Origin of the sequence: Actinoplanes sp. NPDC048967 (assembly GCF_040649415.1) — a bacterium.
Taxonomy (GTDB): domain Bacteria; phylum Actinomycetota; class Actinomycetes; order Mycobacteriales; family Micromonosporaceae; genus Actinoplanes.
Map to the genome: position 1 here is coordinate 941,789 of NZ_JBEZFL010000001.1, position 20,343 is coordinate 962,131.

General features: G+C 71.3%; 22 protein-coding genes and 1 pseudogene. 10 read left to right on the top strand and 13 right to left on the bottom strand.

The features are described from left to right. A partial coding sequence (locus tag AB0C12_RS04440) for a hypothetical protein (RefSeq protein WP_360544045.1) occupies positions 1–1,413 on the bottom strand: 1,413 nt, incomplete at its 3' end. 160 nt (positions 1,414–1,573) lie between these two features. Between AB0C12_RS04440 and AB0C12_RS04445 the strand changes: the two genes are divergently transcribed. Next, the gene (locus tag AB0C12_RS04445; RefSeq protein WP_360544047.1) at positions 1,574–1,828 is read left to right on the top strand and encodes a CDGSH iron-sulfur domain-containing protein; all 255 of its coding nucleotides are present in this window, start codon (positions 1,574–1,576) and stop codon (positions 1,826–1,828) included. Positions 1,829–1,832: 4 nt separating this feature from the next. On the opposite strand, the gene AB0C12_RS04450 is transcribed toward AB0C12_RS04445, so the two are convergent. Further along, entirely contained in the window at positions 1,833–2,792 is a 960-nt protein-coding gene (locus AB0C12_RS04450) for an iron-containing redox enzyme family protein (RefSeq protein ID WP_360544049.1), read from the bottom strand. A gap of 170 nt (positions 2,793–2,962) precedes the next feature. Between AB0C12_RS04450 and AB0C12_RS04455 the strand changes: the two genes are divergently transcribed. Then, the gene (locus AB0C12_RS04455) at positions 2,963–3,502 is read left to right on the top strand and encodes a hypothetical protein (RefSeq protein ID WP_360544050.1); all 540 of its coding nucleotides are present in this window, start codon (positions 2,963–2,965) and stop codon (positions 3,500–3,502) included. Between the two features lie 5 nt (positions 3,503–3,507). On the opposite strand, the gene AB0C12_RS04460 is transcribed toward AB0C12_RS04455, so the two are convergent. After that, a complete protein-coding gene (locus AB0C12_RS04460) occupies positions 3,508–4,770 on the bottom strand; it encodes an SGNH/GDSL hydrolase family protein (protein ID WP_360544052.1) in 1,263 nt (420 codons plus the stop codon). Positions 4,771–4,852: 82 nt separating this feature from the next. On the opposite strand from AB0C12_RS04460, the gene AB0C12_RS04465 reads away from it, so the two are divergent. Beyond that, complete coding sequence (locus tag AB0C12_RS04465; RefSeq protein ID WP_360544054.1) at positions 4,853–5,698, top strand: alpha/beta hydrolase; 846 nt, start codon at positions 4,853–4,855, stop codon at positions 5,696–5,698. Here the strand turns inward: AB0C12_RS04465 and AB0C12_RS04470 are convergent. Continuing rightward, positions 5,664–5,987 (bottom strand): DUF3817 domain-containing protein, encoded by a 324-nt coding sequence (locus AB0C12_RS04470; RefSeq protein ID WP_360544056.1) that lies wholly within the window; start codon positions 5,985–5,987, stop codon positions 5,664–5,666. The two genes, AB0C12_RS04465 and AB0C12_RS04470, sit on opposite strands and share 35 nt — an antisense overlap. A gap of 91 nt (positions 5,988–6,078) precedes the next feature. Between AB0C12_RS04470 and AB0C12_RS04475 the strand changes: the two genes are divergently transcribed. Both AB0C12_RS04475 and AB0C12_RS04480 read left to right on the top strand, forming a co-directional pair. Further along, entirely contained in the window at positions 6,079–7,554 is a 1,476-nt protein-coding gene (locus AB0C12_RS04475) for a glutamate--cysteine ligase (protein ID WP_360544938.1), read from the top strand. 863 nt (positions 7,555–8,417) lie between these two features. Further along, the gene (locus AB0C12_RS04480; RefSeq protein ID WP_360544057.1) at positions 8,418–9,143 is read left to right on the top strand and encodes a peptidylprolyl isomerase; all 726 of its coding nucleotides are present in this window, start codon (positions 8,418–8,420) and stop codon (positions 9,141–9,143) included. Positions 9,144–9,563: 420 nt separating this feature from the next. Here AB0C12_RS04480 and AB0C12_RS04485 read toward each other — a convergent pair whose 3' ends face one another. Together AB0C12_RS04485 and AB0C12_RS04490 are read right to left on the bottom strand one after the other, a co-directional pair. Continuing rightward, positions 9,564–10,145, bottom strand: coding sequence for an ATP-dependent Clp protease proteolytic subunit (locus tag AB0C12_RS04485; protein ID WP_360544059.1), 582 nt, complete (start codon positions 10,143–10,145; stop codon positions 9,564–9,566). Positions 10,146–10,261: 116 nt separating this feature from the next. After that, a pseudogene (locus AB0C12_RS04490) lies at positions 10,262–10,489 on the bottom strand (helix-turn-helix transcriptional regulator); the annotation flags it as partial. Between the two features lie 109 nt (positions 10,490–10,598). Here AB0C12_RS04490 and AB0C12_RS04495 point away from each other — a divergent pair. Then, positions 10,599–11,123: a GNAT family N-acetyltransferase gene (locus AB0C12_RS04495; RefSeq protein ID WP_360544061.1), complete on the top strand. Its 525-nt coding sequence runs from the start codon at positions 10,599–10,601 to the stop codon at positions 11,121–11,123. 38 nt (positions 11,124–11,161) lie between these two features. Here AB0C12_RS04495 and AB0C12_RS04500 read toward each other — a convergent pair whose 3' ends face one another. Further along, the gene (locus tag AB0C12_RS04500; RefSeq protein WP_360544063.1) at positions 11,162–11,764 is read right to left on the bottom strand and encodes a response regulator transcription factor; all 603 of its coding nucleotides are present in this window, start codon (positions 11,762–11,764) and stop codon (positions 11,162–11,164) included. After that, positions 11,761–12,900: a histidine kinase gene (locus AB0C12_RS04505; RefSeq protein ID WP_360544065.1), complete on the bottom strand. Its 1,140-nt coding sequence runs from the start codon at positions 12,898–12,900 to the stop codon at positions 11,761–11,763. Before AB0C12_RS04505 ends, AB0C12_RS04500 begins: the two co-directional genes overlap by 4 nt. Positions 12,901–13,025: 125 nt before the next feature. Here AB0C12_RS04505 and AB0C12_RS04510 point away from each other — a divergent pair, with 125 nt between their 5' ends. Genes AB0C12_RS04510 through AB0C12_RS04520 form a run of 3 tightly spaced genes read left to right on the top strand, consistent with a single transcriptional unit; the run spans position 13,026 to position 15,381 of the window. Beyond that, on the top strand, positions 13,026–13,718 hold the full coding sequence (locus tag AB0C12_RS04510; RefSeq protein WP_360544067.1) for an ABC transporter ATP-binding protein: 693 nt from the start codon (positions 13,026–13,028) through the stop codon (positions 13,716–13,718). Continuing rightward, complete coding sequence (locus tag AB0C12_RS04515; protein ID WP_360544069.1) at positions 13,715–14,443, top strand: ABC transporter permease; 729 nt, start codon at positions 13,715–13,717, stop codon at positions 14,441–14,443. The genes AB0C12_RS04510 and AB0C12_RS04515 overlap by 4 nt, the downstream gene beginning before the upstream one ends. 23 nt (positions 14,444–14,466) lie before the next feature. After that, a complete protein-coding gene (locus tag AB0C12_RS04520) occupies positions 14,467–15,381 on the top strand; it encodes a Nif3-like dinuclear metal center hexameric protein (protein ID WP_360544071.1) in 915 nt (304 codons plus the stop codon). Here AB0C12_RS04520 and AB0C12_RS04525 read toward each other — a convergent pair. From AB0C12_RS04525 to AB0C12_RS04535, 3 genes are all read right to left on the bottom strand, one after another. Then, positions 15,378–15,779 (bottom strand): cobalamin biosynthesis protein, encoded by a 402-nt coding sequence (locus AB0C12_RS04525; RefSeq protein WP_360544073.1) that lies wholly within the window; start codon positions 15,777–15,779, stop codon positions 15,378–15,380. The two genes, AB0C12_RS04520 and AB0C12_RS04525, sit on opposite strands and share 4 nt — an antisense overlap. A gap of 305 nt (positions 15,780–16,084) precedes the next feature. Next, entirely contained in the window at positions 16,085–16,933 is an 849-nt protein-coding gene (locus AB0C12_RS04530) for a methyltransferase domain-containing protein (protein WP_360544075.1), read from the bottom strand. Continuing rightward, positions 16,933–17,226, bottom strand: a complete 294-nt coding sequence (locus AB0C12_RS04535; protein WP_360544077.1) for a hypothetical protein — start codon at positions 17,224–17,226, stop codon at positions 16,933–16,935. The genes AB0C12_RS04530 and AB0C12_RS04535 overlap by 1 nt, the downstream gene beginning before the upstream one ends. A 134-nt stretch (positions 17,227–17,360) precedes the next feature. Here AB0C12_RS04535 and AB0C12_RS04540 point away from each other — a divergent pair, with 134 nt between their 5' ends. After that, entirely contained in the window at positions 17,361–17,936 is a 576-nt protein-coding gene (locus AB0C12_RS04540; RefSeq protein WP_360544079.1) for a helix-turn-helix domain-containing protein, read from the top strand. Positions 17,937–18,265: 329 nt separating this feature from the next. Here the strand turns inward: AB0C12_RS04540 and AB0C12_RS04545 are convergent, their stop codons facing one another. Together AB0C12_RS04545 and cobO are read right to left on the bottom strand one after the other, a co-directional pair. Continuing rightward, on the bottom strand, positions 18,266–19,642 hold the full coding sequence (locus AB0C12_RS04545) for a cobyrinate a,c-diamide synthase (protein WP_360544081.1): 1,377 nt from the start codon (positions 19,640–19,642) through the stop codon (positions 18,266–18,268). Beyond that, complete coding sequence (gene cobO, locus AB0C12_RS04550; RefSeq protein WP_360544083.1) at positions 19,636–20,235, bottom strand: cob(I)yrinic acid a,c-diamide adenosyltransferase; 600 nt, start codon at positions 20,233–20,235, stop codon at positions 19,636–19,638. The genes AB0C12_RS04545 and cobO overlap by 7 nt, the downstream gene beginning before the upstream one ends. Positions 20,236–20,343: the final 108 nt, after the last annotated feature.

Below are 20,343 nucleotides of genomic sequence, written 5' to 3' on the forward strand. Positions count from 1 at the left end.
CTGCCCGGTGGACTGCTGTCCGGCGGGCTGCTGGGTTGGGCTCGGGTCGGGTTTGCCGTCGGGCTCCTGGACGGCCGACTGCGAGGTGGTGTCCGCGCCGGAAGGGTGCCGGACCGTGCCGTTGGCGGCGGTCGACGGCAGGGCGCTCTGCGGGGCGCTTGCCGGTTCCGGAGTGCGTGCCGACGGGGTGAAACGGGGAGCATCCAGCGGGCGGTTCTGCTGGACGAACAGCGGCGGGCCGAGCAGCAGCGGGTCCACGTCCGGAGCCGGGCGCGCGCTCTCAGGCGTCGGGGCGGGCCGCCCAGCATCTGCCGGCCCGGCGTTCTGCTCGGCGGGCGTGGTCCGGCTGCCTTCCGGGCGGCTGTCGCCCGGGTGCCCAGCATTCGGAAGATCAGCACCCGGACCGCCGGAATCCCGACCGCCAGCACCTGGACCACCGGCATCCGGACGACCAGCACCCGGACGACCAGCGTCCGGGCCGCCGCCCTGAAGGCGGCCGAGGTCCGGAGCGCCGACTTCCGCACGACCGACATCCATCCGGCCGGCGTCCACGCGACCGGCCTCAGCGCGGCCCACATCCGCCCGCCCAAAGTCATCACCGCCGACCTCCGAGCGGCCGACCTCCGAGCGGCCGACCTCCGAGCGGCCGACCTCCGAGCGGCCGACCTCCGAACGCCCGGCCTCCGAATGCCCGACCTCCGAGCAGCCGGCCTCCGGACGATCGATGGGCGCGCGCTCAGCGCCCGGACGCCCGGCGCCCAGGCCGCTGGGATCGCCGTCGCGACTCTGCTCCGAACGGCCGGCCGCCTGATCGCCCAAGGCGAACTGTCCAGTTGAGCCTTGGCCGGACGTTGCCCGGCCGGCAGACGCCTCGTCGGAAGCCGACTGCCCCGAAGGAGCCTGCGAGTAGGCCGACCCGGCAGCAGACCTGGCCGCCGAGGCCGAACCGAACGCCTCAGGACCGGGCGGAGTAAGTCCGGACGACTTCGGTCCGGATTTCGGCGCAGCAGACCCGCCGGCTTCAGCGACCGGCTGCGGGCCAGCCGCATCGAACGGGCGGTAGGCCGGCTCCGGCAGCGACTCCTCCGGCGGGGCGAACGCCATCGGCGGGTGCGCCACCCCCACCGCGGGCGCCGGACGCTCGGGCGTACTGCTCAGACCCAGCGGTGATCCCGATTCGCGGCCCTGCTGCCGGGCCGCCTCGACCAGCCCGGACGATTCGGCCAGACCGGCCGCCGCCACGACCTCCGCCGCCGCGCGGCCTGCCGTGCAGGGCAGGGGTTCGCCGCAGACCGGGCAGACGGTCATGCCCTCGTGCGGGCCCAGGCCGCCCGCGTGGGTCTGGACCATCTCCCACGCCGTACGCGCGAGCACACTGTCAGGATTCACGTACTTCATGCCGATCAGCGCCATGCTGTCCCACCCCCGTAGATCGCCCGCGACAGGCGTTCAGCTCCAAGTTCACCGTGTCCTGGACCGCGCCGTGACCGTTTCGGCCAATCGGTAGACGGACGGCGGACAGCCCCGTGGTCCGCGGTGTTTCGGGCGGGCACCCCGGGGCATCTCTCCCGCCATGACTGGATCGGTGGATGATCGCGGCGCGACCGTGATCCCGTACGAGGACGGGCCGCTGCTGCTGCGGGGCAACTTCACGCTCAGCACCCCCGACGGCGAGGTCATCGATCCCGGCCGCGGCACCGTCGCGCTCTGCCGTTGCGGCAAGTCCGCGATCAAGCCGTTCTGCGACGGCACGCACAAGGCCATCGGCTTCCGGGCCGGCGTCGGCCGCGAGAGTGCCGCCCCGCGCGGCACCTCCGACGACGCCTGACCGCTCAGCCGCGCAGGGAGCTCTCCCCCGCCGCCCAGCGCTCGAGGATGTACTCCGCCCATTTCTCTTCCAGCTTGAGCACGCACCGGGCGCCGAAGAGCACGTCGCCCGCCGATTCCGGTTCGGCCTTGGCGAACGAGCCGCACATGTCGTACGCGGCGATCTGCTCGTGCACCGCGTCCGCCTCCACGTGCTCGTCGTAGAAGCGGGTGCCGTCCGCGTCGCCGCCCAGCCGGCGCAGGCCGTTGCCGTACGCGCGGTTCGGGCCGGTCGAGGTCATCTCGTACGCGGCCAGGTGGCCCAGCAGCGCCCCGCGCCACCGGCGGTGCAGCCCGAACAGCGACATGAGGTTGTTGTTGGCCAGGGTCGTCGCCGGCACCACGTCCACGTAGGCGCCGTACTCGGTGTCGAGGCCGAGCGCGGTCATCGTGCTGCGGAACATCTCCTGGTGCATGCGGTCGGCGACGCCTCCGCCGTACTCGTCGATCTGGATCTCGATGAGTGCGGCCTTGGCCTTGCCGCCCAGCCGGGGGATCGCGAAGGTGTGCGGGTCGGCCTCGCGCAGGTGGTAGATCGAGCGGTGGGTGGCGAACTCCTTGAACTGTTCCAGGGTCGCCCGGCCGCGGAGGTAGCCCGAAAGCGACGGGCCGCTGTTGTCGGAGGTCAGGACGATGAGCTGGTGGGGCACATCCTCGGCGGGCGCCGGGTCGCCGACGAGCTCGCGCAGGTCGGCCTCGAAGCGGGCCTCCAGGCGGGCCCGCAGCGCCAGCAGCCCGGGGTACCATTCCCACTGGTCGTCGACGCCGTCCCAGCCACGGTAGTGCAGTTCGTAGAGCACGAAGAGCGTCAGGTGCAGGTCCTCGTGGCCGACGTCGCCCGGGTCGAGGGTGAAGTCGTACGGCGAGCGCGCGAGGGCGTCGATGACGGCGGCCGAAACCGGTCCGCGGGCAGAGGGCATCTTCATGCGGCACGTCCTAATGGGCAAGCGGGATTGAGAGATGCCCGGTGAGATCCGCGCCAAACGGAGAGATCAGCCACCGGCCGGCCGTGATCCAACATTCACTCACTGTGTTGTGCAGGTAGCTCTCCGTACGATTGAGGGACATGCATCTCCCCCTCCCAGGAGATATCCCCATGGACGACACCGAGCTCTACCGCGAGCGGGTCCTCCGGCACTCCGGTCCCGTCATCACCGGCCGGTTCCTCGGGTTCCGGCCCTCCTACACCCGCGAGGTCAAGGTCGCCCAGCCGCTGCTGGTCGCCGTGTTCGTCGCGGCCACCATCACCCAGGCGTTCGGCGCGCTGCTCCTCGCCCTGCTGCGCAGCGGCGGCGGAGGCGCGCGGCGCAAGTTCAAGGACCTCAAGAAAGGCCCCGAGTACCTGGTCACCCCCGTACGGCTGCGCGACGACCTGGGCCAGACGTACGAGGTGGAGATGCACGGCCAGCTGCCGCAGTCGGCGCTGCACCGCGGCGACCTGGTGCAGTTGCGGACCCGGGCGCAGAAGGACCCGGATCTGCCGGTGAAGCTGGAGCAGGTCCTGAACCTGACCACGATGCAGCCGCTGACCCCGCGCATCCCGACGCTGTGGTCGCACTTCGGTCCCGGGCTGCTGATCCAGGCCGTGCTGGGCCTGACGCTGACCGCCGTGCTCGTGGCGGCCTGGATCAGCTGATCGGCTCAGAGCCGGGCGAGCGGCACGACGGCGGCCATCGCCTTGTCCCCGGCGTCGTTGGGGTGCAGGTGGTCGCCGCTGTCGAAGGCGGGCAGCAGCTGCTCGGGGTCGGCCGGGTCCCGGGTGGCCACGTCGAAGTCGGCCAGCCCGTCCAGGGTGCCGTCGCCGCCGGCGCGGATCCACTCGTTCACCGCGACCCGGGTCTTCTCCAGCTCGGGGGTCCAGGATCCCCAGCCCTTCCAGGCCATGATCGTGGCGCCGACGACCCGCAGCCCGCGGTCGTGCGCCTGGGCCGCGATCTGGGCCAGCCCGGCGATGATCTGCTCCGGGTCCTCCTGGTGCGGGGTCTGCTGGATGTCGTTGATGCCCTCGAAGACGATGACCGAGCGGGCGCCGGCCCGTTCCAGCACGTCGTAGTCGAGCCGGGTCAGCGCGCTGGGGCCGAAGCTGCTGTAGATCGTGTAGTCCGGCGCGTTGCTGTCCAGCAGGACGCGGTTGCCGCTGATGCCGGAGTTGGCCACGCCGTAGTCCGGCACCGGGCTGCCGGCCAGCCGGGCCGCCAGGTAGTCGGTCCAGCGCCGGTTCGCACCCCAGGTGGAGGTGACGCCGTCGGTGATGGAGTCGCCGAGCGCGACCACCGTGCCGGGGCCGCCCCGCACGTCCACCCCGCTCACGTAGTGCCAGACCCGGGTGGTCTCGGTGAACGCGGCGGCGGCCTCGTCCCCGGCGTGGTCGGCCGGACCCCGGGTGAAGAACGAGTCCTGCATCGCGGCCGGGTGGTAGGTGACCGTGCCGGAGGGCTGCGGCGTCCACGTGGTGACGAGCAGGTCGCGGTCGGCGGCGACCCGCAACGGCACCGGGTCGCTGACCACCTCGGCGCGGGCCGGGACGGTGATCGCGCCGCGGCCGTGGAACAGCACGTCGCGCAGGGTGCCGGGCTGCGCCGTACCGTCACTGCGGTCGATGGTCCCGTCGCGGCGCCCGCCGGTGTGCGCGGACAGGGCGACGGTGACGTGCCCCATCAGCACGGGCCGGGTGCCGAAGCGGTTCGACAGGTGGACCCGTACGGTGGCCCCGCCGATCGTGGTGTGGACGACGTTGCGGATCGTGAAGCCCGCGTACCCCTGCTCGACACCGGCGACCGCGGCCGCCGGCGCGGTGGCCCAGGCGGTGCTCCATCCCGTCGCGGGCCGCTGCGCCGCGGCAGGGGCCGCGAGGCCCGCCGCGAGCAGGGCCGACACTGCGACGATGGTGCCGAATCTGCGCATCGTTGCCTCCCTGAGGGCCTCAAGACAACGATAAGTCTCGATGTGATGCTTCGTTCTGTAAAGGCCGGGTAACGCCAGGATCATGTTCGACGGCTTCGCTCTGGACCACATCGACGTCGGGGCGGCGACCCTGCGGGTGCGCCACGGCGGCAGCGGCCCGCCGGTCGTCCTGCTGCACGGACATCCGCGTACGCATGTCACCTGGCAGCAGGTCGCACCCGCCCTGGCCACGGAGCACACCGTGGTCTGCCCGGACCTGCGCGGCTACGGCCGGTCGTCGAAACCGCCGGCGGGCGACGACTTCTCCTGGTACGGCAAACGGGCCATGGCGGCCGACATCGTGGCGCTCATGGCCCAGCTCGGACACGAGCGCTTCGCCGTGGCCGGGCACGACCGTGGCTGTTACGTGGCCATGCGGCTCGCCCTGGACCATCCGGAGGTGGTGAGTCATCTGGCGGTGCTCGACGGCGTACCCATCGGCGAAGCCCTCGCCCGGGCCGACGCCCGTTTCGCGGCCCGGTGGTGGCACTGGTTCTTCCTGGGCCAGACGGCGAAGCCGGCGGAACGGGTCATCAACGCCGACCCGCACGCCTGGTACGGCCTCGGCGACACCGTGCCGCCGGAGGAACGCGAGGCGATCCACGACCCGGCGACGGTGCACGCGATGTGCTGCGACTACCGCGCGGGCCTGCGCGGGGACCGCGCCGCCGACGACGCGGACCGGGCCGCCGGCCGGCGGATCGCCTGCCCGACACTGTTCGCCTGGTCGACCCGCGACGACATGGCGGAACTCTACGGCGACCCGCTGGCGATCTGGCGGGACTGGGCCGACGACGTGCAGGGGGTGCCGATCGAGAGCGGCCACCACATGGCCGAGGAGAACCCGCAGGCGCTCACGACTGCGCTGCGGGCTCTGCTGCGGCGGTGAGCAGACCCCGCGAACGGGCCCAGCGCTCGAACACCACGGTCGCGAACGGCGGGATCGAGCAGACCAGGGCGACCAGCGTGACCCACCACTTCCAGCCGGCCACCCGGGCCTGCACCACGGTGACGGCCAGGTACGCCATGAAGAAGGCGCCGTGGATCGGCCCGGCGATCTGCACGCCGATCTCGTTGCGCACGACGACGTACTTGAAGAACATCCCGATCAGCAGCGCTGCCCAGCTGCACGCCTCCGCGATTGCCACGGCGACGAAAAGGGCAGGTATGCGACGCACGCGGAAACCTCCGGAGTGGTTCGACGCGTTCTTCTGATGCGCCGACGGGTTGTCCACGAGATCATAGATGCAGGCAGAGGGGCGGTGCGCGGTGGGCGAAGAGGTCGACCAGAGGACATTCACCCGCGAGGACAGATCGCAGTACCGGCAGAAGATCAGGCGCAGTCTCGACGTCTTCGCCGCCATGCTGCGCGACTCGCGCTTCGATTTCGAACGACCGCTGACCGGCATGGAGGTGGAGCTCAACCTGGTCGACGACAACGCCGACCCGGCGATGCGCAACGCCGAGGTGCTGCGGGCCATCGCCGACCCGGACTTCCAGACCGAGCTGGGCCAGTTCAACGTCGAGATCAACGTGGCGCCGCGGCGGCTGGCCGGCGAGGAGAACGCGGACCTGGAACGCGAGCTGCGGGCCAGCCTGAACAACGCGGAGCAGCACGCCCGCAGCGTCGGCGCGCACATGGTGATGATCGGCATCCTGCCGACGCTGCGCAAGGAACACATGACCGCCGACTCGCTGTCGGCGAACCCGCGCTACAAGCTGCTCAACGAGCAGATCTTCGCGGCCCGCGGCGAGGACCTGGACATCCGCATCGACGGCATCGACCGGCTGGCCGTCACCACGGACACCATCGCGCCCGAGGCGGCCTGCACCAGCACCCAGTTCCACCTACAGGTGAGCCCCGACCAGTTCGCGGCGTACTGGAACGCGGCCCAGGTGATCTCCGGCATCCAGGTGGCGCTGGGCGCGAACTCGCCGCTGCTGTTCGGCCGCGAGCTGTGGCGCGAGACCCGGATCCCGCTGTTCGAACAGGCCACCGACACCCGCTCGGAGGAGATCCGGGCCCAGGGCGTACGCCCCCGGGTGTGGTTCGGCGAGCGCTGGATCACCTCGGTCTTCGACCTGTTCGAGGAAAACGTCCGTTACTTCCCGGCGCTGCTGCCGATCTGCGACGAGGACGACCCGGAGCAGATCCTGCAGAGCGGCGACACCCCGGAACTGAGCGAACTGCGCCTGCACAACGGCACGGTGTACAGGTGGAACAGGCCGATCTACGCGGTGGTCAAGGGCCGGCCGCACCTGCGCGTGGAGAACAGGGTGCTGCCGGCCGGCCCGACGGTCGTCGACACGGTGGCCAACGGTGCGTTCTATTACGGCCTGGTCCGGATGCTGGCCGAGGCCGAGCGTCCGATCTGGACCCAGATGTCGTTCAGCGCGGCGGAGGAGAACTTCCACTCCTGCGCGCGGCACGGCATCGCGGCGTCGGTGTTCTGGCCCGGGTTGGGATATGTGCCGGTGTCCGAGCTGGTGCTGCGTCGTCTGCTGCCGTTGGCGAAGGAGGGGCTGGACAAGTGGGGGGTTTCGGCGGGTGAGCGGGACAGGCTGCTGGGGATCATTGAACAGCGCTGTTTGACCGGGCGTAATGGAGCTACTTGGCAGGTGGAGACTCTGCATTCGCTGGAGGGGGAAGGGATGGACCGGCAGGCGGCGCTGCATGAAATGTTGCGGCGGTATCTCCCACCGATGCACGAGAACATTCCGGTCCACGAGTGGCCGATTTCCTGATCGGCGCTGTGTTTCCCTCGTTTCTTGTCTCGTCTCGCCTTTTGTCTCGTCTTTTGTCTCGCCTCGTTTGGCCTCGTCTGGCCCTCGGCTTGGTGTCGTCTGGCCCTCGGCTTGGTCTTGCCAGGCCGTTGGCTTGGCCTCGCCCGGCCCTCAGCTTGATCTCGCCTGGCCCTCGGCTTGGCCTTGCCCGGCCCTCAGCTTGATCTCGCGAGGCCCTCGACTTGGCGTTGCCAGGCCCTCGGCTTGGCGTCGTCTGTCGTTGGTTGGTGTCGCCTGTGGTCGGTGCCGGCGGGTTGGCTTGGCTTGGCTTGAGCGGCCGGCGTTGGCGGTCGCCCGGGATCCCGCTGGGGAACAGGCGAACTCCCATCCGGTCCGGTCCAGTCCCGGTCCGGTTCGGTCCGGTCCAATCCCGGTCCCGGTCCGGTCCAGTCCCGGCCGGTCCAGTCCCGAGCCGGGCCGGGCCGGGCGGATGGACGGAGTAGCATGGCTTGGCTTGAGCGGCCGGTACCGGCGATTGCCCGGGATCCCTCCGCGTGACAGGCGCGCCCTCTTCCGGTCCGGTCCGGTCCCGGGCCAAGCCGGGCCAAGCCGGGCCAAGCCGGGCCAAGCCGGCCGGGGTGGATTCGCTTGAGCGGCCGGTACCGGCGATTGCCCAGGACCCACTGTGGGACAGACGCGCCCTCATCCGGGCCGGTCCCGGCCCGGGCCGGTCCGTCCCGGGCCAAGCCGGCCGGGGTGGATTCGCGTGAGCGGCCGGTACCGGCGATTGCCCAGGATCCCACTGTGGGACAGGCGGGACCTCATCTGGTCCGGGCCGGCCGGGGTGGCTTGACGTATCCAAGTGGATCGATTAGACCGGGAGAATGATGAAGCGACGTCTGGCGTTCGTCCTGGTCTCGGTGTTCGCGGCTGGTGTGGTCGGTGCCGCCCCCGCTGCCGCGCACGGCACCGACCCCACCGCGCCCACCAAGGGGCCCTGTGCGTACACGCCCACGCCCGACGATCCCGCTGTGCGGCCGGTGCCGCTGCCCCGCGATCCGCGGCACACCCCCGATCGCGGCACCGTGGACGTGCTGCTGAAGACCAACCTCGGGCCGATCCCGCTGGAGCTGGACCGCGCCCAGGCGCCGTGCACGGTGCAGAGCTTCGTGCACCTGGTCCGGCACCGGTTCTACGACCGGACCATCTGTCACCGGCTGACCGCGTACCCGACGCTCCTGGTCCTGCAGTGCGGCGACCCGAGCGGGACCGGCTCCGGCGGCCCCGGCTACCGCTACGGCGACGAACTGCCCACGGACCTGCCGCCCGCGCCGACCGACCCGACCGGAGAGCGCAAGGTGTACGCCCGCGGCGTGCTGGCCATGGCCAACGCCGGCCCGGACACCAACGGCAGCCAGTTCTTCCTGGTCTACGGCAACTCGGCGCTGCGGCCGAACTACACGATCTTCGGCAGTGTCGAGCGGAGCGGACTGCGGACCCTGGACCGCGTTGCTGCCGGAGGGGTGACACCGACGGCTGAGGATCCGGCTCCGTTGGATGGACCGCCCGCGCTGCGCACCGAGATCCGCCGGGCCACGGTGCGCCGCTGAGTCACGCGGTCTCCGCCGCCGCGGCCGCGGTTGCCTCTCCGAATCACAGGTGACCGCGGCCGTTGCCGCCTCGCTGGGGCCACGCGGCCACCGCCGTCGCACCACCTCTCGCTGAATCCCGGGTGACCGCAGCCGTTCCCGCCTTACTGGAGCCACCCGGCCACCGCCGTCGCACCACCTTCCGCTGAATCCGGGTGACCGCGGCCGCTGCCGCCTCACCGGCGCCACGCGACCACCGCCGTCGCACCACCTCGCTACATCACGGCCGCTGCCGCCTCACTGGAGCCACCCGGCCACCGCCGTCGCACCACCTCGCTACATCACGGCCGCTGCCGCCTCACCGGGGCCACGCGACCACCGCCGTCGCACCGCCTCGCTACATGGCGGCCACTGCGGCCGCTGCTGCCTCGCCTTGCTGGGTCACGCGGCCACCGTGGTTGCTTCGCTGATGACCTCGTCGATCAGGCCGTAGGCCACGGCCTGATCGGCGGTGAACCAGCGGTCGCGGTCGGAGTCGGCTTCGATCTCGGCCATCGTGCGACCGCTGTGGCGGGCGATCAGCTCCTGGACCTTGCGCTTCACGTACAGCATGTTCTCGGCCTGGATGGTGATGTCCGCGACCGTGCCGCCGAAGCCGCCCGACGGCTGATGCATCATGATCCGCGCGTGCGGCAACGCGAACCGCTTGCCGGCGGTGCCCGCGGTCAGCAGGAACTGCCCCATCGAGCCGGCCATGCCCATGGCGATGGTGGCCACGTCGTTCTTGATGAAGCGCATGGTGTCGTAGATCGCGAGCCCGGCACTGACCGAGCCGCCCGGCGAGTTGATGTAGAGCTGGATGTCACGGCGCGGGTCAGCGGCGGCGAGCAGGAGCAACTGCCCGCACACCAGGTTGGCGCTCGCGTCGGTGACCTCGGTGCCGAGGAAGACGATGCGTTCGGCTAGAAGCGCGTCGTGGAGCTGGGCGCCGAAGGGAGCCTGGTCGGTCTGCATACGGCCCATCCTGCGGCGCGCCTCGGAGGCCGGCGACGATCTCTGCCCTGGGCAGATCTGCCCTGGGCATAGCCGCAGCTCACGCGCATTCTTGGGGCCCGTACGGGGGTGGTCACCGGGGTGGTGCGGAGCAGCTCGGCGCGTACCTGCTCGAGCAGGTCGGTCAGCGGCAGGCCGAGGGCGGCGCAGATGCTGGCGAGGATCTCGGAGGAGGCCTCCTTGCGGCCACGCTCGATCTCCGACAGGTACGGCAGCGACACACCGGCCGCGTCCGCGACGTCCTGCAAGGTGCGACCCTGCTGGTGGCGCAGGCGCCGCAGCACCGTGCCGATGGCTGACCGCAGGAGTGACATCGCACCCTCCCCCTCTGGCGAGACCCCAGTCTAGGGGCATTTGGTGTCCGCTCCGTGGTCGCCGGATACTCGGTTGTCTGCTCGCGCCGGCTGCGGCAACGTGCACGAGATGGTCGAGACGCGTGTGCTGGTTCCGGACGACTGGCTGATCTGGCGGGAGCTGCGACTCGAGGCGCTGCGCGAGGCGGGTTATGCCTTCGGCTCCCAGCTGGCGGACTGGCAAGGCGACGGCGACCGCGAGGAACGCTGGCGTGCACGGCTGGGCATCCCGGGCTCGTGCAACATCGTGGCGATGATCGATGGCAGGCCGGTCGGAATGGCCAGCGGGGTGCCGGCCGAGCGGGACCGAGTTGTCGAACTGATCTCGATGTACGTGGCATCGCCGGGGCGCGGCCGCGGCGTCGGCGACCAGCTCGTGCGCGAGGTGGAGCAGTGGGCCAGGCAGGCCGGCGCGGTGACGTTGCGGTTGGCCGTGGTGGAGGGGAACCGCAATGCCTGGGCGCTCTATCGGCGGAACGGCTTCCGTGACACCGGGGAGCTCGGGGACCTCATGCCTGACGGAGTCCGCCGTGAGCACGTCATGACGAAGAGCCTCGTGGATGAGGGGCCGGCCGACGCCCCCGGTCGGGGTTGACCACGGCTCTGCTCGTCGGGCGCGTCGCGCCTCGTGGTCTAGATCCATCCTTGCTCCCAGGCGTGATGGGCTGCCGCGTGTCGCGTCGCTGCGCCCACCTTGGCCATCGCGGTGGACAGATAGTTGCGCACGGTCCCGGGAGCCAGGTGCACCGCCGCGGCGATCTCCGTGATGGGGGCACCGCTGCGCACGACGCGCAGGATGTCGAGCTCGCGGGTGGTCAGCGGGCATTCGTCCTCGGTGAGCGCCGAAGCCGCGATGTCCGGGTCGATGTAGCGGCGCCCGCCGTGCACCGCCCGGATGATGACGGCGAGCCGGGCGGCCGGGGTTGTCTTCGGCACGAACCCGGCGACGCCGGCTGCCAGCGCGCGGCGCAACACGGCCGGGCGGGCATGTCGGGTGACCAGGATGACGGGGATCGCCAGCAGTTCGCGGATCTCGGCCGCCGCCTGCAATCCGTCGCCGGGCGGCATCTCCAGATCCAGCACGGCCACCTCGGGCTGCGTTTCCCGTGCGACGGCAACCGCAGCGACGCTGTCGGCGGCCTCTCCGACGACGGCCAGATCGGGCTCGAGGCCGAGGAGGGCCGCCACGGCGCCCCGGATGAGGTCCTCGTCGTCCGCCAGCAGCACTCTGATCATCGCTTCACCGTCGCCTCGATCGTGAACTCCCCCGGGGCCGTGTGCCAGTGCAGCGCGCCCCCGGCCGAGGCCAGCCGCTCGGCCAGGGCCGCCAAGCCTCCCGCCGGGCCGGGTCGATCGCCCAGCGGCGCATCGTTGCCCATCTGCAGGCGAACCGAGCCGGCCCCGGCGGTCAAGGCGATCGTGCACCGGCGGGCCGCACTGTGCCGGAGCACGTTCGTGGTGCCCTCCCGAACGACGAGACCGATCAACATCGCCGCCTCGTCCGGCAGGTCGGGCAGCCCGGCGTCGCGCTCGATGCGGCAGTCGATGCCGGCCGATGTCAGCACCCGCGCCGCGTTGCCCATCTCAGTCTCCAGCGTCACCCGGCGATATCCCTGCACCACCGCACGGGTGTCCCCCAGCGCCTGCCGGGCCAGATTCTGCACCTCGCGCATCTCGGCAACCGCCCGCTCCGGGTCGACGACGGCCAGCCGCTCGGCGAGCTCGCTCTTGAACGCGATGACCTCCAGGTTGTGCCCTTGGATGTCGTGCAGATCCGCCGCAAAGCGCAACCGCTCCCCCGTCACGGCGGCCACGCTCTCGAGCCGACGGGCCCGGTCCAGGCGTTCAGCCACTCGCAACATCCACACCTGGGCCAGCAGGCCCCAGGCGCCCAGCGCCACCATCGCCGCATCCTGGACCGCACCCGACCATGACAGCTGGCCGCCCAACCATGAACCCAGCAGTGATGCGGCCAGGGCCAGGCCGAGACCGGCGGGCCAGACGATCCGCCACGGGTGACGGCTTCCGGCGTGGGCGCCGGCGAGCAGCGCAGCCAGCGGAAGCGGCCAGGGAAAGCCGCCGTCCGTAACGGCTCGGGAGACCACCAGCACCGCGTCGGCAGCCACCGCCGTGATGACCACCAGTCCGCGCCGATAGGCCGGATGCAGGAGTGGACGGCCGAGGACGGGCGCGGCGAAGAACACGCCTGCTGCAGCGCAGACCGCGAACGCGAGCACCCCGACGACCACCGTGCCGGACTCCGCGGTGACCAGCACGGCGAAGACCACCAGGCAGGCGACGGTCACCCACCAGGTCAGCCGGCGCAGGGCCAGCAGACCCGGCCTCGGGTGCTCGGGCAGGGATGCGGTCACCGGTTCATCTTGCGGGTCGGAATCGAGACCGCCCACACCTGCGGAGGTATTGATGACATCTGTCATCGGGACTGGTGGGCGAACGGCACTACAGCGCCCGGGCCGGGCCGGCGAGAGTCGACGTCATGAATCCAGTCATCTGCCGTGACGTGCATCTGTCGTACGGCTCGTACCAAGCGGTGCGGGGCGCGGATCTTGAGGTGGGTCCGGGCGAGTTGGTCGCGCTGATCGGCACGAACGGTGCGGGCAAGAGCACCCTGCTCGACGCGATGCTCGGGTTGCGCCGGCCCGACGCCGGAACGGTGCGGGTTTTGAGCCTGGATCCGTACCGGTCGCGCCGTCGTCTGGCGCCCGATGTCGGTGTGGTGCTGCAGGAGGGCGGGTGCGCCCCGGACCTCACCGTCGCCGAGACCGTACGGCTGTGGCTGGGCCTGCACCGGCGCCTTCCGCTGACGCACGCGGACGCCCTCATCGAAGAGGTGCACCTGAAGCATCGCGCCGGCGTGCGGGTGCGCCGGCTGTCCGGTGGCGAACGGCGCCGCCTCGACCTGGCCGTCGCGCTGTGCAGCGAACCGAAGCTCTTGTTGCTGGACGAACCGACGTCCGGGCTGGACCCCGAGGCCCGATTGCACACCTGGGACCTCCTGCGATGCCGACTGCTGCGAGGCGCGACGGTGGTGATGACGACGCACCACCTGGAGGAGGCGGAGACGCTTGCCGACCGGGTGGCCGTGCTGCACCGCGGGGTGGTCACAATGGCCAATCCGCGGGTGCCCGGGTTGGTCAGGCACCTGGTGCACGGGAGCACGCACCGATGAGGGCGCCGGCGTGGGCGCTGATCACCGGGGCGGAGGTGCGGATGCTGTGCCGCAGCGTGCCGGCGCTCGTGATGGGGGCGATGCTGCCGGCGGCGCTGGGGCTGCTGATCGTGTGGGCCGAGCACGACACCGGACGGGCCGGCCGGGGTACCGCGACCGGCCTGCAACTGGCTGTGCTGCTGGCGTTGACGACGTACACGGCAGGGACAACCACCCTGGTGGCTCGGCGTTCGCAGTCGGTTCTCAAGCGGCTACGTCTCTCCGGCGCGTCCGACACGGCTGTGCTGACCGGGGTTCTGCTCCCGTCCGCGTTGCTGATGCTGATGCAGGGTGCCGTCATGGTCGTCGCAGGCGGTGGACAGTTGCCGGGCCGTGCCTGGGCGCTGGTCATCGCCGTCGCCGCGGGTCTTCTCGTGGCCGGAGTATTCGCGGTGGTGACCTCCGCCTGGACGCCGGCCCCGGAGCTGGCGCAGCTCACCACCGCCCCGCTGGCGTTGGCCTTTCTGGGCGGCGCCTTCTGGGCCGCCGGAACTCCGGCGTCCGAGGTGGAGTGGTGGATGCTCGCGCTGCCGGGCGTTGCGGTGACCCAACTGACCCGGCTCGGTTGGGACGAGCCCGGCATCGGCACGGCTGGGGGCCTCGCCGCGGCGGCAGCCCTGGTCATCGCCGCGGCCGCGGTGGCGCCGTTGGCTGTCCGGGCGGTTCGCTGGGATCCGCGGCCGTGACGGACCGAGCTACCGTCACCGCCATGGCGCAGTTGCAGACCGTCGTCGACGATCTCGACCGGTTGTTCGAGCTCGCCACCGCCGCGCCCGACGTCGCCATGAGCCGGCATCTCCCCCGCGTCTATGCCGAGGTCGGCGTCGACTGGCGGCGCTGGGCCACGCCGGAATTCGCCGAGAAGTTCAACGGCCTGATGATCCGTGGCCGGGCGCAGGTCGGGCAGGTCTTCGCCGCCTGCTTCCCGTCCGTGGAGGTCCTGGAGCAGTGGCTGGCGCTCGCCCGTCCCGGTGACCTGCTGATCACCCACCATCCGATCGACGTGCGCAACGGGCATCCCGACGGACGCTGGGCCGAGGGCTTCGTGCCGATCGGCAGCCGCCACCTCGCCGCGATCACCGGACGCGGGCTGAGCATGTACGCCGTCCACGCTCCGCTGGACACGTCACGCGAGGTCGGCACGGCGGCCGCGATCGTGGAAGCGCTCGGTGGCACCGTGGAGGGCGACTTCTGGCCTTACGGCAACGGGTTCGCGGGCCTTCTGTGCCGGGTGCCGCCGCTGTCCAGCACTGAGTTCATCGCCACGGCGCGGCGGATCTTCAAGGTCGATCTCGTGGAGGTCGCCGGCCGGCAACGACCGGTCATCGAGCGGATCGCGGTGGTCGGCGGCATCGGCGACCGGGTGGCCGAGATGACGGCGGCGGAGGAACGAGGCGCCCAGGCCTGGCTGACCGGTGAGATCCACGTACGGATCGAAGGCGACCACGGCCGTCGCAAGTACTCCGATGTCCGGGCCTTCGCGGCCGGCACGACGATGACGATGATCGGCGTGTCCCACGCGGCCAGCGAGCAGCTCGTACTGCGCACCCAGCTCAGCCGGTGGTTCGCGGAACGGCACGGCTTGACACCGCACCTGCTCGACGAACCGCAATGGTGGCGTTAGGTGTGGGGATCGTTGCTTCCCCGAGCGATCGCCACAGTCGACCGGGGGAAAACCGTCTTGGGCAGGACGAGAACGGCGTCGGGGCCGGCGGCCAACAGCGCGGCTGCTTCCGCGACGCTCGGGGTCCCGGTCGCCTCGGCCACGATTCCGGAGCCGTGCGGCACGTCGACGTCGGCCAGCGCAGCCGCGGCGAATCCGGTGATCGGCCAGCCGTATCTCTGGGCGACGGCTCGGATGCCGACCTCAGCGGCCCGCCGATCCAGCGTGGCCAGGGCGTTGATCCGGGCGGGTCCCAGACCGGCTTGCCGCAGCGCGGCGTCGATCGCCGCAGCCAGCTCTTCTTCGGATACGCCGGCTCGTGCCCCGAGGCCGAGGACCAGGCTGCCCGTCACGCTCACCTCCGGACCGTACGCCAGCGCCATCCTGTTCGTGGGACAGCGTGGGGGTTCGAGTGGCCGCATGACCCGGCGGCTCTCAGGTCCGCATCGATGCCGGCACGCCGGTCCACACGTCAGTACGACCGGACGACCGGACGACCGGACGACCGGACGACCGGACGACGGATACCGCCGCCCCGATCGACGGCCGTATGGCCCACGCAAACGACGGTCCGGCGTTCCAGAGGAGGAGTCCTGCGGACCGGTCGCCGGACTCCTCCCGACAGCCGATCGAGGCACGGCCACAGTCCCGACGGGGACGGGGGTCAACCGCCGAGCTCCGCGGACACGAGCCAGATACCAGCCGGGAGACGGTAGCCGACACCATGAGTACGGAAGCGTTCGAGCATTCGCGCCGCACCCGACCTGGCCGACGCCTGCGCCGGAGCAGCGGCCTCCCGGTAGGCGGCACCGGCCGGCCCGATCTCGATCAACCACTCAGCGACCGCGTCCGGCTCGTCCGGCGGGTTCAGCGTGACGTCGCGCGGCTCGATCACCACAGTGCCGAAGCCTGCGGCCGTGAGCAGGCGCTCGATCCGTGCGGGATCCGCGAAGGCGAACGGCCCCGGCTCGTTCCCGAGCGGCAGCGGCGGCAGATCTCCCACATGCGGAGCAGCACCCAGCACGGCAGCCGGCAGCCACGGGACGGTCCCGGCGTCCCGGAAGACCGTTGCGGCGAACCGACCACCAGGACGCAGGGACTGCGCGATCGTGGTGAGGCCGGCGACCGGATCGGCCAGGACCATCACGGTCATCCGGGAGTACGCCGCGTCGAACGGCGCTCCCGGCACCGCACCCATCGTCTCGATGTCGCCCGCCAGGAAGCGCGGCTGCGAGAACCGGTGTCGCGCGGCCGCCACCATCGCCTCGGACAGATCGACGCCTACGGCGACGCCGGTAGGCCCGACTGCCGCCGCGAGCTCAGCCGTCGTACCGCCGCAGCCGCAACCGACGTCCAGCACCCGCTCACCGGGGGCCGCGCGCAGTCGCTCGATCGCCGCCGCGCCCAGCGGACGGCCGAATTCGTCCTGCCGCTCGGCATGCCGGATCCAGCCGGGCGCGGCCTGTTCCCAGAAGCTCGCATTGCGGGCCCGCAGCTGCGCCGCGCCTGCCATCAGAACGGCATCTCGGCGCCGTCGACGCTCAGCGAGCTGAACGAGGCGGCTTTCGTAGGATCGAAACCGTCCTCCTGCGCGGCGAGACCCGCGGCGCGGACCAGGCGTTGCGACTGGAACGCGCGGAACGCCGCCTCATCCGCCCAGATGTTGATGATGCGCCAGCCGACGTCGCTCGGCCCGGCGACGTGGGCCAGCAGGCCCGGCGGCCGGTCCGGACCCAGGTGCTTCTCGACCTGGCGGTACTCCGCTTCGCTGACTCCCGGCATCTCCTGCACCACACCGAACGGCATCGCGTACACCCTCTCGACCGTTGAATAGAGTGAAGCTCTATCGAATAGATTACTACACTGAACCGGTGACCGGCGGCAGGACTTACACGTCAGCTCGACGACAGGAACAAGCGCGGCAGACACGACGGGCGATCTTGGATGCTGCGGCCAAGTTGTTCGTCGACCCCGGCTATGCGGCGACCCGGCTCACCACCGTGGCCACCGAAGCCGGGGTGGCTGTCCAGACGCTCTATGCGGTGTTCGGCAGCAAGCGGCAGCTGCTCTCGGAGCTGGTCGACGTCACGATCGCCGGTGACGACGCGCCGGTGGCCCTGCCGGACCGGGCGTTCGTCGCGGAGATCCGTGCGCTCAGCGGGGCACGGGCCCGGCTCGTTCGCTTCGCCCGCCACCTCGCCGAGACCCACGAGCGCCAGGCGCAGGTGATGCTGGCGCTGGCCGGAGCCGCCACCGCGGACCCGGACGCGGCCGCGGTGTGGCGAAAGAACCTCGAGGACCGGCAGCGCGGCATGACAATGTTCGCCGCGGACCTGGCCGCGACCGGCGAGCTGCGGGACGACCTGCACCCTGACCAGGTCGCCGACGTGTTGTGGCTGGCCCAGGACGTCCGCAACTACGACCGGCTGGTCCGCGAACGCGGCTGGACGAGCGACGAGTTCCAGCGGTGGTACGTCGACACCGTAGCCGGGGCGATCCTGACAACACCGCTGTAGCGCCGGCGGCATCGCGGCCCAGGACTTCCGCCACATCGCGCTGAACTTCCTAGGATCCTGGCCCAGCGCGGATCAGCAGATCGCCGGCAGGCGGTGCGCCGGCCCGAAGATTTCCCTACCTGCCGGTGCCGAGCCCAACACCCGCGCAGAAATCACGGCACCGCGGTCCACCTGACCACGGCCGCCTGCACAACCACCCACCGCGCAGAAATCACAACACCACGATCGACCTGGCCGCAGCCGCCTGCACAACCACCCACCGCGCAGAAATCACAACACCACGATCGACCTGGCCGCAGCCGCCTGCGCCACCAACCACCGCGCAGGAATCACGACACCGTGATCGACCCGACTGCAGCCGCCTGTGCCACCACCCGCCGTGCGACAGCCGGCGCCGCGGCCCAATGCAGATGCAGATACGAGGCATGCAGGTTCCCCGTGGCGAACCCCTCCGGATCAGCCCCCCGCCAGGCCCAAGCCGCTCCCCCAGCCGGCTCCAGCAACAACCCCGACCGCGGATGCACCATCGTCCGGTGGAATTCATGACCCGTGATCCGCGACCCCGCCGGGAACAACGGACTGTCCGTGAGCGCAACCGCGTCCCGGTACCCGAGTGTCAACGACGGCGTCATCGAAGCGTCAGCGTCCAGCACCCCGCACATCGGCGCGCCGTCCAAAGTTCGGCACAGCCACAGCAACCCGGCGCATTCCGCCGCGATCGGCATGCCCACCGCCGCCAGTGACGCCACGGCCAGGCGCAGGGGTTCGTTCGCGGACAGTTCCGCCGCGTACACCTCCGGGAAACCGCCGCCGACGACCAGCGCGCGCGTTCCCTCCGGCAGGGCTTCGTCGCGGAGCGGGTCGACCGTCACGACCTCCGCGCCCGCGCCGGCCAGGAGTTCGGCTGTTTCCGCGTACGCGAAAGTGAACGCCGGTCCGCCCGCGATGGCGACCACCGGGCGGCCCGGCACCGGGTCCGCGGCCTGCGGGGTCCACGGCGTCGCCGTCAGCGGCGGTGCGGTGCGGGCGACGGCCAGCACCGCGTCGAGGTCGACCGACGCCGTGACCAGCGACGCCAGGGCGGCGACCGATGTGGTGGCCTCGGTGCGGCGCTCGGCCGCGGGCACCAGGCCGAGGTGGCGGGACGGCGCCGCGACGGCATCCGCCCGGCGCATCGCGCCCAGGACCGGCGTGCCCACCTCCTCGCATGCCTCGCGCAGGATCGACTCGTGCCGGTCCGAGCCCACCCGGTTCAGGATCACGCCGGCCAGGCGGACGTTGCCGAAGCTGCGGAAGCCGTGCACCAGCGCGGCCACCGACCGGCCCTGCGCGGCGGCGTCGACGACCAGGATGACCGGCGCGTCGAGCAGGCCGGCGACGTGCGCGGTCGATCCGGTGTCGCCCGCACCGGTACGCCCGTCGTAGAGCCCCATCACGCCCTCGACGACGGCCAGGTCGGTGCCCGCCGAACCGTGCGCGAACAGGGGCCCGATCAGGTCCTCGCCGACCATCACCGGGTCGAGGTTGCGTCCGGGCCGGCCCGCCGCGAGCGCGTGATAGCCGGGATCGATGTAGTCCGGGCCGACCTTGAACGGCGCCACGCTCAGGCCCCGCGCGGCGAACGCGGCGAGCAGCCCGGTGGCCACCGTCGTCTTGCCGTGCCCGGAGGCCGGCGCGGCGATGACCACGCGCGGGATGTTCACCATTCGATGCCCTGCTGTCCCTTGCGGCCGGCGTCCATCGGATGCTTGACCTTCGTCATCTCGGTGACCAGGTCGGCCGCGGCGAGCAGGTCCGGGTGCGCGTCCCGGCCGGTGATCACCACGTGCTGGGTGCCGGGCCGCTCCGCGAGGGTCGCGACGACGTCGGCGACATCGACCCAACCCCACTTCATCGGGTACGTGAACTCGTCGAGCACATAGAACTTGTGGGTCTCGGCAGCCAGGTCCCGCTTGATCTGCGCCCAGCCCTCGGCTGCCTCGGCGGCGTGATCGCGTTCGGTGCCGGCCCGCTGGATCCAGGACCAGCCCTCACCCATCTTGTGCCAGGCCACGCTCGGCCCGCCGGTCTGCCCCAGAGCCTTGAGCGCGGCCTCCTCGCCGACCCGCCACTTCTCGGACTTCACGAACTGGAAGACACCGATGGACCAGCCGGCACTCCACGCCCGCAGAGCCATCCCGAACGCGGCGGTCGACTTCCCCTTGCCGTGTCCGGTGTGGACGGCGAGCACAGCCTGCCGGCGCCGCTGCCGCGTGGTGAGTCCGTCCTGCGGCACGGTGGTGACCTGTCCCTGCGGCATCAGGCAGCCTTCCTCAGCGAGATGAACGACACGCGACGACGTCCCGGCCACAAGGCCGGGGCGGAAACCCGCGAGACCATCGCGGGCACCCGCCGGGCGACCACGGAA